Source organism: Pseudoduganella dura (assembly GCF_009727155.1).
GTDB classification, from domain to species: domain Bacteria; phylum Pseudomonadota; class Gammaproteobacteria; order Burkholderiales; family Burkholderiaceae_D; genus Rugamonas; species Rugamonas dura.
In genome coordinates, this window is record NZ_WNWM01000002.1 from 1403338 (window position 1) to 1417345 (window position 14008).

Annotated in this window: 9 protein-coding genes; 1 reads left to right on the top strand and 8 read right to left on the bottom strand. The window is 69.7% G+C overall.

Going from position 1 to position 14008, the window contains the following annotated elements:
* Positions 1 to 152 precede the first annotated feature (152 nt).
* The gene (locus GJV26_RS06330) at positions 153 to 824 is read left to right on the top strand and encodes a PEP-CTERM sorting domain-containing protein (protein ID WP_155708086.1); all 672 of its coding nucleotides are present in this window, start codon (positions 153 to 155) and stop codon (positions 822 to 824) included.
* 124 nt (positions 825 to 948) lie between these two features.
* Here the strand turns inward: GJV26_RS06330 and GJV26_RS06335 are convergent, their stop codons facing one another.
* From GJV26_RS06335 to GJV26_RS06370, 8 genes are all read right to left on the bottom strand, one after another.
* Positions 949 to 1344, bottom strand: coding sequence for a RidA family protein (locus tag GJV26_RS06335; RefSeq protein ID WP_155712280.1), 396 nt, complete (start codon positions 1342 to 1344; stop codon positions 949 to 951).
* Positions 1344 to 2519 carry an acyl-CoA dehydrogenase family protein gene (locus GJV26_RS06340; protein ID WP_155708087.1) on the bottom strand — a complete coding sequence of 392 codons (1176 nt, stop codon included), beginning with the start codon at positions 2517 to 2519 and terminating at the stop codon, positions 1344 to 1346. Before GJV26_RS06340 ends, GJV26_RS06335 begins: the two co-directional genes overlap by 1 nt.
* A 1-nt stretch (position 2520) precedes the next feature.
* Positions 2521 to 3375 carry an enoyl-CoA hydratase family protein gene (locus tag GJV26_RS06345; RefSeq protein ID WP_155708088.1) on the bottom strand — a complete coding sequence of 285 codons (855 nt, stop codon included), beginning with the start codon at positions 3373 to 3375 and terminating at the stop codon, positions 2521 to 2523.
* A 67-nt stretch (positions 3376 to 3442) separates the two neighbouring features.
* Entirely contained in the window at positions 3443 to 5776 is a 2334-nt protein-coding gene (locus tag GJV26_RS06350) for a bifunctional salicylyl-CoA 5-hydroxylase/oxidoreductase (RefSeq protein ID WP_155708089.1), read from the bottom strand.
* Positions 5773 to 7395, bottom strand: a complete 1623-nt coding sequence (locus GJV26_RS06355; protein ID WP_155708090.1) for an AMP-binding protein — start codon at positions 7393 to 7395, stop codon at positions 5773 to 5775. Before GJV26_RS06355 ends, GJV26_RS06350 begins: the two co-directional genes overlap by 4 nt.
* Positions 7396 to 7550: 155 nt before the next feature.
* A complete protein-coding gene (locus GJV26_RS06360) occupies positions 7551 to 8243 on the bottom strand; it encodes a response regulator (RefSeq protein WP_155708091.1) in 693 nt (230 codons plus the stop codon).
* Between the two features lie 177 nt (positions 8244 to 8420).
* Positions 8421 to 12632, bottom strand: coding sequence for a two-component regulator propeller domain-containing protein (locus tag GJV26_RS06365; protein ID WP_155708092.1), 4212 nt, complete (start codon positions 12630 to 12632; stop codon positions 8421 to 8423).
* Positions 12633 to 12641: 9 nt separating this feature from the next.
* The gene (locus GJV26_RS06370) at positions 12642 to 13814 is read right to left on the bottom strand and encodes a patatin-like phospholipase family protein (RefSeq protein ID WP_155708093.1); all 1173 of its coding nucleotides are present in this window, start codon (positions 13812 to 13814) and stop codon (positions 12642 to 12644) included.
* Positions 13815 to 14008: the final 194 nt, after the last annotated feature.

The window sequence follows — 14008 nt, forward strand, 5'->3', positions numbered from 1 at the left end:
CGGCTTCCATCTCAAATCCGGGCACATGCTTCCGTCAGCCCGGCCAGCATCGCATCAAATAACCGTGGCGCGTGATAATTGGTGATAATTAGACAACTTTTCAACGCTACAATGGCGTCCATGACATTCGTGACAATCGATGAAAGGGACGCATGAAATATCAAAAACCACTTGCTCTTGCTGCATTCGCACTGCTCACCACCGTCAATGCCAGTGGTGCACCGGTAGTCGTGGAATACACGGCTTCAATCGGAAATATTTGCGCCTGGCAAGGCGAGACCTGTGTCGGCATGGCCAGTTCTGCCGCCCCCGGTTTCACCATCGCGGTCGGCGAGCAGGTTACCGGGCGCTTCAGCTATGACGATGCCACCCGGATGACCGAAGACGCATTGGGCTATCCCTACAGGGGCCTGCTGGTCGGCCAGTTTACGCAGTCGCTCACGTTCGGCAGCGGGGCCACGGTTTCAGCGAGCTACGGTCACGGTATCCACATGAGCGACTCGGACAATTACGACCATATTCTCACGGAAGGTTACGACCGGACCGATCTTTCCGGTACCTACGCGATCCTGCGCAACCGGTTCGAGAACGTGACGCAAAGCGGCGTGGCACGGCCATACTTCCTGCCGACGGCGGGCGAATGGCAAAACTACTCGACAACCGGAAGTACCTTTGAATTCATTTCGGGCGTGAACGTGACCGGCAACATCACCAGTTTCCGGGTGTTGTCCGCGGTCCCGGAACCGGCCACCCATGCGATGCTTCTCGCAGGTCTCGTGCCTGTCCTGCTCCGCAAACGCAGGACTACGCAACGCAAGGCATGACGGCACGCGCCCATCGTTCGCACATGAGGCGATGGGCGCGCCCCGCCTGGCACGCCGGATACGATGGCGGCTGCATCACCGGCAAGCACCGGATCCGGTGGCACACCCGTTCCCGCAGCCGCGCCTACGTTCCAGGCACCACCGCCGTCGCCTCGATTTCCACCCGCGCACGCGCCTCCATCAGCCCGGCCACCGCCACGGCCGACATCGCCGGGTAGTGGCTGCCGATCACCGCTCGATATGCAGCGCCGACGGCGTGCCGGGCAAGCAGGTATTCCTCGCGGTCGACGACATACCAGGTCATCCGCACGATGTGCGCGGGCGCCGCGCCAGCCTCGGCGAGCACCTGCACAATGTTTTGCAGCGCCTGCCGCGTCTGCGCGGCGAAATCGTCGCTCTCGAATACGCCTTCGGCATTCCATCCGACCATGCCGCTGACGAACACCATCCGTCCGCTGGCTGCCACGCCGTTCGAATATCCCTTCGGCCGTGGCCAGCCGGGTGGTTGCAGGATCTCCATCATCGTCCTTTTGGCGGCGCTGCGCGCAGCAGCTCGCGCGCGATGATCAGCTGCTGCACTTCCGTCGCGCCTTCGTAGATGCGCAGCGCGCGGATCTCGCGGTACAGGCGCTCGACCGTCGTGCCGCTGACCACGCCCTGCGCGCCGAACATCTGTACCGCCGCGTCGATCACCCGCTGCGCCGTTTCCGTCGCCGTCATCTTCGCCATTGCCGCTTCCTTCGTGATCCTTGCACCGCTGTCGCGCAACCACGCCGCGCGGCAGGTGAGCAAGGCGGCCGCATCGATGTCCGTCGCCATCTGGGCCAGCCTGACCTGCGTCAGCTGGAAGTCGGCCAGCGTCTGCCCGAACATCGTGCGCGAGGCGGCATGGGCCAGCGCCTCATCGAGCGCGCGCCGCGCGAAGCCCAGAGCCGCCGCGGCAACCGACGTGCGGAACACGTCGAGCGTCGCCATCGCCACCTTGAAGCCCTGCCCCGCTGCACCGACCAGGCAATGCGCGGGGGTCCGGCAGCCCTCGAAGCGCAGGCGCGCCAGCGGGTGCGGCGCGATCACGTCGATGCGTTCGGCGATCGCCAGCCCCGCCGCGTCGGCGTCGACAATGAAGGCGCTGATGCCGCGCGCCCCCGGTGCTTCGCCGGTGCGCGCGAACACCACGTAGAAATCGGCGATGCCGCCATTGGAGATCCAGGTCTTTTCGCCATCGAGCACGTAATGGTCGCCGTCGCGCACCGCCGCGCATTGCAGCGCCGCCACGTCGGAGCCGGCCTGCGGTTCGGACAGCGCGAACGCCGCGATCGCGTCGCCGCGCGCCACGCGCGGCAGGTACGCCTCCTTCTGCGCCGCGCTGCCGAACAGGCTGATCGCGCCCGAACCGAGCCCCTGCATCGCGAACGCGAAGTCCGCCAGGCCTTCGTGCCGCGCCAGCGTCTCGCGGATCAGGCACAGCGCGCGCGTATCGAGCGCATCGCCACTGCCGCCGTATCGCTTGCCGCCGACCGCGTGCCGCAGCCAGCCCGCTTCGCCCAGCTGCCGCACCAGCGCGCGGCAGGCGGCATCGACGTCGCTGCCGTGCGCACCGTGCAGGCGCGTGGCCGCCCACGCATCCAGGCTGCGTTCCAGGTCGCGGTGGCGCTGTTCCAGGAAGGGCCAGTCCAGGTATGCCTTGTCCGCCATGTCAGTCTCCTTCGAAGGCCGGTTTCTGTTTCGCCACGAACGCGTGGTAGGCGCGGTGGAAATCGTTGGTGGCCATGCAGATCGCCTGCGCCTGCGCTTCCGCCTCGATCGCTTCATCGACGCCCATGTTCCACTCCTGCTGCAGCATTTTCTTTGTCATGCCGTGCGCGAACGTCGGTCCGCGGGCCAGGTTGCCGGCAAGCGCGCGGGCGGCATCGAGCACCGTCTCCGGTGCGTGCAGCGCATTGAAGAAGCCCCAGCGCTCGCCTTCGGCGCCGGACATGGAACGCCCCGTGTACAGCAGCTCGGCGGCCCGGCCCTGGCCGATCACGCGCGGCAGCAGCGCGCACGCGCCCATGTCGCAGCCGGCCAGCCCCACCCGGGTAAACAGGAACGCGGTCCTGCTGCGCTCCGTGCCGAGGCGGATATCGGACGCCAGCGCCAGCATCGCCCCGGCACCGGCGCAGATCCCGTCGATCGCGGCGATCACCGGCTGCGGGCAGGCGCGCAGCGCCTTCACCACGTCGCCCGTCATGCGCGTGAAGGCCAGCAGGCCCGGCATGTCGAGCCGCGTCAGCGGGCCGATGATCTCGTGCACGTCGCCGCCCGAGCAGAAGTCGTCGCCGGCCCCGGCGATCACCACGGCCTTCACGTCGTCCGCCTGTGCCAATGCGCGGAACAGGTCGCGCAGTTCGGCATACGAATCGAACGTCAGCGGGTTCTTGCGTTCCGGCCGGTTCAGCGTGACCGTGGCCACGCCCCCTTCCACCGCGAACAGGAAGTGCCGCGCGGCGTAGTCCGCCAGCGTGGCGCGGTGGCCGGGCAGCGCATGCGGTTGCCCCTGCAGGTATTTCATGGTTTCTCCTCGCGGGCGTCGGGGTGCCCGATTTTTGCCCGATTTTTGTCCGATCGATTCTCGTTGTTCAGGATCGTTCGCGTTGCAGATTGCGTTCCAGCTGTGCCTTGCCGGCCAGGTACTGTTTCGGCCACGGCATCGCGCGGTAGCCGATGCGCGCCGCTTCCGTCAGCGTCCAGGCCGGGTTGGCCAGGTGCGGCCGCCCGACCGCGCACAGGTCGGCGCGGCCAGCCGCGATGATGCCGTTGGCATGATCCGCCTCGTGGATGGCGCCGACCGCCATGGCCGCGATGGCGGCTTCGTTGCGCACGCGGTCGGCGAACGGGGCCTGGTACATGCGGCCGAACACGGGCTGTTCCCGCCTGCTGACCTGGCCGGACGAGCAATCGATCACGTCCGCCCCGGCCGCCTTGAACAGCCGGGCGACAAGCACCGCGTCATCCGGCGTGATGCCCCCTTCCACCCAGTCGTGCGCCGAAATGCGCACGCTCATCGGCTTGTGCGCCGGCCACGCGGCGCGCATCGCGGCAAACACGCGCAGCGGGAAGCGGCAGCGGTTTTCCAGGCTGCCGCCATGCTCGTCGGCGCGCTGGTTGGTCAGCGGCGAGATGAACGACGACAGCAGATAACCATGCGCGCAGTGCAGTTCCAGCCAGTCGAAGCCCGCCTCGTCCGCCGCGCGCGCGGCGTGCACGAAATCGGCTTCCACCCGGTTCATGTCGGCTTCGGTCATCTCGCGCGATATTTGCGACACGCCTTCGAGGTACTGTTGCGGCGATGCCGACACCAGCGGCCAGTTGCCCTCGGCGAGCGGCCGGTCGATGCCGTCCCACATCGCGCGGGTGGAACCCTTGGCGCCCGCATGGCCGAGCTGGATGCCGATCATCGCATCGCTCGCGGCATGCACCGCGTCGACGACGCGGCGCCATGCGCGCGTGTGTTCCGGCGCGTACAGGCCGGGGCACCAGGGCGTGATCCGCGCATCGGCCGATACGCAGGTCATCTCCGCCATCACCAGCGCGGCGCCGCCGGCCGCGCGCGCGCCCAGGTGCAGCAGGTGCCAGTCGCCGACCACGCCATCCACGGCGCTGTACTGCGCCATCGGCGATACCACGATACGGTTCTTCAACACCAGGCCGCGCACCCTGAACGGCGTAAACATCGGCGGAATCGCCAGGTCCGCGGGCGGCGCCAGTCCCGCCTGCGCAAAGGCCCGCCGCGCGAACCAGCGCTCGTAGTCCGCCACGTACGCCGCGTCGCGCAGGCGCAGGTTTTCATGCGAGAGGCGCTGGCTGCGCGCCAGCATCGCATAGGCGAACTGCGGCGGCGCCAGGGCGGCGTAACGCGCCACGTTCTCGAACCACTCCATCGAATTGCGCGCCGCGCTCTGCAGCTTGAGCACCTCGACGGCGCGTTCCGCTTCGTAGGCGGCCAGCGCCGCGCGCAGGTCGCCGTCACCGTCGATACAGCGGGCCAGCGCGATCGCGTCTTCCAGCGCGAGCCTGGTGCCGGAACCGATCGAGAAGTGAGCCGAGTGCGCCGCGTCGCCCACCAGCACGACCGGCGCGGCGGCTGCCCCGGCATGCCAGTGCACCCACCGATCGCACACGATGCGGGGAAAGCGGCGCCACATGTCCGGCCCGCGCAGGTGGGCCGCGTTCGACAGCAGCGGGTGGCCGTCGAGCCGGTCGGCGAACAGCCGCTCGCAGAACGCGATCGATTCCTGCTGCGTCATCTCTTCCAGCCCGGCCGCGCGCCACACGGTTTCCGGCGCCTCCACGATGAAGGTCGACGTGCCGGCCTCGAACTGGTAGATGTGGGCCTGGAACCAGCCATGCGGCGTCTCGCGGAAATCGAACGTGAAGGCGTCGAACCGTTGCGTGGTGCCCAGCCACGCGAAGCGGCACCGCGGCTGCGCTTCCGGTGCATCGGCCCGCGGCGCGAACGTTTCGGCATGGCGTGCGCGGATGCGGCTGTGCAGGCCGTCGGCGGCGATCACCAGGCCGGCCCCGTAGCGTGCCGCCAGCGCCTGCTCGTCCGTGGCTTCCGTTTCGAACACCAGCTCCACGCCCAGTTCCTCGCAGCGGCGCTGCAGGATGGCCAGCAGCCGCCTGCGGCCGATGCCGGCGAACCCGTGGCCGCCGGAGCGCACCCGTTCGCCCCTGAAGAACACCTCGATGTCGTCCCAGTGGTTGAACGCTGCCAGGATGCCGCGCGCGCTCGGCTCGTCCGCCGCCACCAGCCTGTCCAGCGTCTGGTCGGAAAACACGACACCCCACCCGAACGTGTCGTGCGGCCGGTTGCGCTCGACCACGACCACGCGCCGTGCCGGCACCGCCTTCTTCAGCAGCAATGCGCTGTACAGCCCGGCCGGGCCGCCGCCGATGCAGAGCACGTTCATGACTGGCGCAGCCGGAAGCGCTGCAGCTTGCCCGTCTCGGTGCGCGGCAGCGCGGCCGCGAACACCACGCGGCGCGGGTACTTGTAGGGCGCGATCTCGCCCTTGACGAATGCCTGCAGCGCCGCCGCCAGCGCAGGCGTGGCGTCGAATCCGGGCCGCAGCACCACGTGCGCCTCGACGACCTGCCCGCGCTCCGCGTCCTCCCGCCCCACCACGCCGCATTCGGCCACGGCCGGATGGCGCAGCAGCGCGTCTTCCACTTCCGGGCCGGCGATGTTGTAGCCGGCGGAGACGATCATGTCGTCCGTGCGCGAACGGTAGTAGAAATAGCCGTCGGCATCCATCTCGCAGGCGTCGCCGGTAAGGTTCCAGCCGTTGCACACGTAATCCTTCTGCCGCGCATCGTCGAGGTACCGGCAGCCGGTCGGCCCTTTCACGGCCAGCCGTCCCACCACGCCGGGCCCCACCGGGTTGCCCCGCGCGTCGAGCACGCAGGCGCGGTAGCCGGGCACTACCTTGCCGATGGCGCCGGCACGCACCTCGTCGCCGGCGGCGGAGATGAAGATGTGCAGCATCTCGGTCGAGCCGATGCCGTCGATCATGGCCAGCCCGGTCGCCCGCCGCCAGGCCTCGCGCGTGGCCACCGGCAGCGCTTCGCCGGCCGACACGGTTTCGCGCAGGCTGGACAGGTCGTACCGCGGCGCCAGCGCCGCCATCTGCCGGTACGAGGTGGGCGCCGTGAAGCAGACCGTGGCGCGGTACCGTTCGATGGCCGCCAGCAGCGTTTCGGGCGTGAGTTTTTCCAGCAGCACCGCGGATGCCCCTGCCCGCAACGGGAACAGCAGCAGCCCGCCCAGGCCGAACGTGAAGGCCAGCGGCGGCGTGCCGATGAACACGTCCGACGCCCGCGAGCGCAGCGTGTAACGCGGAAAGCAGTCGCAGATCGCCAGCACGTCGCGATGGAAATGCATGGTCCCTTTCGGCACGCCGGTGGTGCCGGAAGTGAAGCTGATCAGGCACACGTCGTCCGCCGCGGTGTCGCAGGGGGCGAACGTGGCCGGCACTTGCGCCATCAGCGCTTCGAGTCCGTCGCCGGCATCGCTGCCGGGGCCGAAATACACGACAGGCGGCAGGTCCGGCACGGCATCGAGATCGGCGCGCAGCGCAGCCGCGCACAGCACGGCATCGACCTGCGCCTTCGCCGCGATCGCGGCCAGCTCGCGCGTGCGCAGCAGCGGCATCGTGGGCACGGCGACCAGCCCCGCCTTCAGCACGGCCAGCAGGGCGGCGGCCATCAACAAGGTATTGGTGCCACGCAGCAGCACGCGGTTGCCAGGCACGAGCGCCATCGGCCCGCGCAGCACATGGGCGATTCGGTCGACATGTTCCTGCAGCTGCGCATAGGTCCACTGCGCATGGTCGCCGGCCAGCGCCAGGCGCGCGCCGCATCCTTCCGCCACCTGGCGATCCAGCAACTCGGCAACGCAGTTGATCCTCGGCGGATAGCACAGCCCGGGCAGTTCGCACAGCAGTTCGGGCCACAGACCGGCGGGCGGCAGGTGGGCGTGCGCGAACGGATCGGCGTGCGCACTGGCCGAACCGTGGAGGGAATGGTCCATGATCGCCCCGTGATGGATGGTTGGACTGGCCACTTACTGTAGGCGCGAATCAGCCGGCGAACAAGCGCGGACCGCGCCGCGCGCCGTTGCCCGCCCGGGCGCGGTCACGCGGGTATCCGGGACCATGCGGAAGATTGGGCAACACTCGGGAACACTCAGCCACGCAGGCGCTGTGCCTGGCGGCGCACCATGTCGAGCACGGCCGCAAGCGCGGGGGCCAGCGCGGCCGCGGTGGCGGGCGCCTCGGCCAGCAGCGCGGCGGCCCCGTGCAGGCCGAGCATGGCGCAACCGCCGCGCAGCCGCTCCAGCCGCACAGCGGCCTCGTCGCGCGCGCCGCTTGCGAGGAGCCCTTCGATTTCCGTCCTGGCGGCCAGCAGCTGCGTCTCGAACCCGGCCAGGTAGGCTTGCAGCCGGTCGGCATCGATGCCCAGCCGCGCCAGCGTGGCGGCCGGCGCCTCGGCGTGCAGCGGCGCCGCCGCATCGAGAGCATCGAGGGCCGCGAGTTGCGCCCGCACCTGTGCCGGTTCGAACGGCTTGACGATGTATCCGGTGGCGCCGGCCTGCAGGGCCAGTTCCACCGTGTCGCGGTCGTTGGCGGAAGACACCACCACGAACGGCAGCGCGGCCAGGGCACTGTCGCCACGCACCTTCTGCAGCAACTCCATGCCCGACAGCCGCGGCATGCGCAGGTCGCAGAAACAGGCGGCCGGCCGCAAGCCCGCTGCCAGCTGCTGCCACGCATCGGCGCCATCCTCCGCTTCGACGATGTCATAGCGGCCGCAGCTGTCGATCAGGTGCATCAGCATCATCCGCGACACCACGTCGTCGTCGACTACCAGAACTTTCATCACTCTCCCCATCCGGCCACGCGCCGGCGCGCTGCGATTATAACCACAGGGCCGGCGCACGGAAATGCCGCCTTGCAGTCGAGTCCGTGTCACACGGTGCCTGGCACCGATGTGACACGAGCTCATCCGCAAGCCCGACACATGTCACACGGTGCCTGGCACCGATGTGACACGAGCTCATGCGCTGCCGCCGCTCGGCGCTACCAGCCGCCCCAGCAGCGCATGCAGCCGCGGCAGCTTGTGCCGGATCGCCGGCCACAGCGCGCGGTCGGCAGCACGTTCCAGCTCGGCACACAGGGCCTGCAGTTCGATCTCCTGCAGGTAGGCGGCGCTGCCCTTCATGCCGTGGAACAGGCGGCCGGCGGCGTCGGCGTCGGCGGCGCCCAGGGCCGCGTCCAGTTCGTCCAGCTTGCCCGGCAGGTCGGCCAGGAAGGCATCGCGCAGCCGCAGGCGCAGCGCGCCGGCCGCGTCGATGCCGGGCGCCGGCGCCGCCGGCGGCTGCCCGCCGTCGATGCCGAACATCGCATCGAGTTCCGCCACGGTGGGGCGCGGCGCCGCCCCGTGCGGCGGCACCAGCGGCGGCAGCGGGTCGAGCACGATGCCGCGCGCCAGCTGGCGCTCGATGGCCCGCGCCAGCTGCAGGTGCAGCGCGCCTTCGTCGATCGGCTTGGTGAGGAAATCGTCCATGCCCGATGCCAGGTAGCGGCTGCGGTCTTCCTCGCTGGCGTTGGCCGTCAGCGCGATGATCGTCAGGTCGCGGTCGCACACGGGCGCCCCGGCCGGGCCGCCGGCGCGGATCGCGCGCGTGGCCGTGGGTCCGTCCAGTTCCGGCATGCGGCCATCCATCAGGATCAGGTCATACCGTGTCTGCGCGCACGCCGCCACCGCCAGCGCGCCGTTGCCCACGATGTCCACGCCGTGGCCCAGGTCTTCCAGCATCATGCGGATGATGATCTGGTTGGTCGGAAAATCTTCCGCGCACAGCACCTTGAGCCGGTGCGTGTGGGGTTCGCGGGCCGCCTGCGGCGCTAGCAGGGGCGGCACGCCGTCGCACAGCGGCAGCGTGAACGAAAAGACGCTGCCGGCGCCCGGCGTGCTGAGCGCGCCGATCGTGCCGCCCATCAGCCCCACCAGCTGGCGGCAGATCGCCAGCCCGAGGCCGGTGCCGCCGTAGCGCCGCGTGGTGGTGGCATCGGCCTGCTCGAATTTCTCGAACAGCCGCGGCAGTTCGGCGGGCGGGATGCCGATGCCGGTATCCTCGACCGTGAAGCGGATCAGCGCGCAGCCCCCGTCGCCGCTGCCGATGCGCTCCACGCGCAGCATCACATGGCCGCGCTGCGTGAACTTGAACGCGTTGCCCACCAGGTTGACCAGCACCTGCCGCAGGCGGGTCGGATCGCCGACGACGAAGTGCGGCAGGTCGCGCCCGTAGTCGATGCGAAATTCCACGCCCTGCGCCGCCGACTGTTCCTCGAACAGGCTGGCCACGTTCTCCACCGTGGCGGCCAGCGCGAAGTCGATCGTCTCGACCGTGAGCTTGCCCGCTTCGATCTTGGAAAAGTCCAGCAGGTCGTTGATGATCGACAGCAGCGACTGCGCATTGGTCTGCCCGCGCTCGATCTGCTCGCGGGTCGTGGCATGCAGCGACCGGTCGCGCAGCGCGAAGCCCAGCATGCCGATCACGCCGGCCAGCGGCGTGCGCATCTCGTGGCTCATGTTGGCGAGGAATTCGGACTTCTGCCGCGTGGCGTCCTCGGCCCGTTGCGCCGCATGGCGCAGCCGTTCGTCGCGCTGCTCGAGTTCGTGCTTCTGCTCGATCAGCAGCCGGTTCTTCATCTCCACCTCGGCCGTGCGCAGGCTCACCTGCTGCTCCAGGCGCATGTGCTGGCTGCGCAGCACGTGCGTCCGTGCGCGGTAGAGGCCGAACACGCCGCCCAGCAGCACCAGCAGCGCCAGCGTGCGGAACCACCAGGTGCGCCACACCGGCGGCAGGATCGTGATCGCCAGCTCGGTCGGCTCGCCCCACACGCCATCCTTGTTGGCGGCCTTCACGCGGAACACATAGCGGCCCGGGTCGAGATTGGTATAGGTGGCGAAGCGCTTGGCGACGCCGGTGCTGACCCAGTCGCGGTCGAAGCCTTCGAGCTGGTAGGCGAAGCGGTTGTTCTGCGGCCACGCGTAATGCAGCGCCGCGAATTCGAGCGAGAACACGGAATCGCGGTGATCCAGCGTCAACGCGGACGTGGCCTCGATCGCGCGGCGCAGGATCACATCGCCGTCCGGCCGTGCCACGCCGGGGCGCACCGTCTGGTTGAAGATCTGGAAATCGGTGATCGCCACCCTCGGGGCCATGCCGTTCGGGCGCACGGCCGCCGGGTCGAACGCGGTGATGCCGTTGAAGCCGCCGAAGTACAGCGTGCCGTCCGGCGCGGCAAAGGCCGAACCGTCGAAATACGCGCCCTCGATCGTGCCGTCCGCACCCGAGTAGTTGCGCACCCGGCCGGTGGCCGGGTCGAGGCTGGACAGGCCGCTGTTGGTCGACAGCCACAGCTTGCCCTGGCGGTCCGGCAGGATCGCCGCGATCGCATCGTCGGCCAGCCCGTCCTGCCGGGTGTAGCGGCGGAAGGTGACGCCGGCGGCGGTCTGCCGCATCCGGTTCAGGCCGGAGGCGGTGCCCACCCACAGCGTGCCCTGCGCATCCTCGTGCAGGTAGTGCACTTCGTTGTGCGACAGGCTGCCGGGATCGCGCGGATCGTGCTGGAAGTGCCGGAAGCGCCCGGTGCCCCGCTCCAGCATCGCCACGCCGTTGAAGGTGCCCACCCACAGGTTGCCGCGGCTGTCCTCGAGCACCGGCCGCACGACATCGTCGGCCAGGCTGGCGCGGTCGCGCGGGTCGTGGCGGAACGCGCGGATCGCGCCGGTGGCCGGATCGAGCGCATACAGCCCCGCCTTGCTGGACACCCAGATCGTGCCGGCCCGGTCGCCGTAGACATAGCGCACCGTGTCGAGCTCCGGGTTCCCGCGCGACAGCAGCGCCGGCCCGAAGCGGCCATCTTCCGGATCGAAGCGGCGCACCCCGGCGCGGCTGCCGACCCACAGCGTGCCGCCGGGCGTACGCCACAGCGCCGTCACGTTCGCGTCGCTGGTGCCGTTGCCGACGTGCGGCATGCGATACAGCCGGCTCTCCCCGGTGGCCGGATCGTACAGGCTGAGGCCGTCGTTGTTGCCCACCCACAGCTTGCCGCCGCCGGCATCGACGATCGCACGCACCCGGTTGTCGGTCAGCGATGCCGGCTGGTCCGGGTTCTTCACCAGCCGGGCAAAGCCGCCGCTCGACAGGTCCACGCGGCTCACGCCGTTGAACCAGGTACCGACCCAGAACGTGCCGGTGCGGTCGCGGAACAGGGCCGACACGTAATCGTCGGCCAGGCTGTGCGCATCGCCCAGCTCATGGCGGTAGCCGGCGAAGCGGCCCGTTTCGGGCTGCCAGCGGAACAGCCCGTCGTTGCGCATGCCGGCCCACACGGTGCCGTCGGGATCCTGGTAGATGTTCGTCACGCTGCCGGCCGGCAGCCCGGCACTGTCGGGCAGGCGCTCGCGCCGCGGCGCGTCGGCCTGCGCCGTCATTCGCCAGCGCTCCATGCCGGCGTGCGTGCCGACCCACAGCGTGCCGTCGCGGTCGGCCAGCAGCGACTGCACCGCCACGGCCTGCCTGCCGGGTGCCCTGACGGTAAAGTGCACCATCCCGCCAGCGCCGGGGAGCAGCAGATCCACGCCGGCCGGGGTGCCAATCCACAGCCGGCCCGCGCTGTCGCGTGCCAGCGCATTGATCTGGTCGTGCGCCAGGCTGCCCGCGTCGCCCGGCACGTGGTGGCGGATCGTGAACCGGCCGGTCTCCGGGTCGAATTGCTGCAGGCCGTCGGCGGTGCCGATCAACAGGCCGCCGGCGCCGTCGTCGACGATCGCGCGCACGTGCAGGTTGCCGTTGCCGCGCTGCCGCGGCTCAACCGGGCGGTAGTGCGTGAAGCGCTGGGCCAGCGGGTCGAACAGGTCCAGGCCGTTGTCGGTGCCGACCCACAGGCGGCCGGCCGGGTCCACGTGCAGCACGCGCACCCAGTTTTGCGACAGGCTGTGCGGATCGGACAGCGCATGCTGGTAGATCACCGTGCGGTAGCCGTCATGGCGCGCCAGGCCGCCCTGCGTGCCGAACCAGATGAAGCCCTGGCGGTCCTGCACGATGGCCAGCACCGATTCCTGCGGCAAGCCATCCTGCACGCTGAGCTGCTCGAAGCGCAGCGTGCGCGGCGGCGCGGCCGCCGCCAGCTGGCAGAACAGGGGCAGCGCCAGCAGCAGGCACGGCAGAAAGTGGCGCACGCTCCAGGTCATCATGTCAAGCCGTCAGTTACCGAAAAACGCCAGCACGTCGGCACGCCGGGCATGCGTGTCGCGCTGGCCCAGGCGGATCAGCTCGTTGGTGTAGCTCGATTCGAACAGCAGGTAGGATGCCAGCGCGGCGCCGCGCGCCTCGGTCGCGCCGATCCCCGACAGCATGGCCCGGATCGGCGCCGGCAGGCTGCCCACGTGGCGCGCCGCGATATCGTCCAGCCGCTCGGATGGCGCGATCACCAGCAGCTCCACGGGCCGCAGCGGCGTGCGTTCGAGCAGGTCGGCGGGCAGCATCGACAGCGTGCTGTTGATGCGGTTCAGGCGTTCGATGTCCATCGACAGGCCGTCGAGGAAGATCGACGACAGCGCATGGCCGGCGATCTGCGCCAGGCTGGGATAGCGCGCCGCCTCCCCGCCGCCGTTGCGCGCCTTCTCGGTGAGCCGGCCGGCGCCGACCACCAGCACCTTGGTCGCGCCCAGGTGGATCGCCGGCGAGATCGGCGCCAGCTGGCGCATCGAGCCGTCGCCGCAGTACTCGCGCTGGCCGCCCACATACAGCGGCGTGGCCGGGAAGATGAACGGGATCGCGGAAGAGGCCAGCAGGTGTTCGACGCCGATCTGGTCCTGCAGCGCCACCCGCTGCATGCGGATCCACGGCGCGATCTCGGCGGCGGTCTGGTAGAACGTGATGTGCTGGCCGCCCGTGTAGGACGACGCGGTGACGGCCACCGCGTGCAGCAGCCCTTCCTGCAGCACGCCGTCGAGCCGCGGCAGGTCGAGCATGCGGTGCAGCAGGTTGACCAGCGGTGTGTTGTTCAGCAGCGACGCGGGCGGCGCCGCCCGCCACTTGCGCAGCAGCCAGCCGAACGACAGCAGCGACAGCCAGCGCGCACCGGAGCGCAGCACGCCGAGCGAATCGGCGCGGTACACCTGCTCGACGGTGATGTGGGACCACACATCCATCAGCTTGGCCACGCTCTCGCCGAAGTTGTCGGCACGGCAGGCCAGCGCGGTGGCATTGATGGCGCCGGCCGAGGTGCCGCAGACGATCTGGAACGGGCAACGCGCCGGTGCCCAGCCTTCGTCCCACAGGATCTCCGCAATCGCCTGCAATACCCCGACCTGGTAGGCGCCCCGCGCGCCCCCACCGGTCAGGATCAGGCCGGTCTTTTTTTTCATTCCCATTTACCAAGGGTAACACGACAGGGAACGTCCCGAAGGGTCTCCCGGTGCCGCACTGTTGCCTGGTTGCCTCTTCCGGCTGCTCCCCCCGGCCGCGTCGGTTGCGGAGCAGATCATCGGAACCAGGGGTATCTCGCCCGCTTGGGCCGGGTGATATGATACGGGCATATTCTGCCCACAAAAGCCAGGCAGGCGGC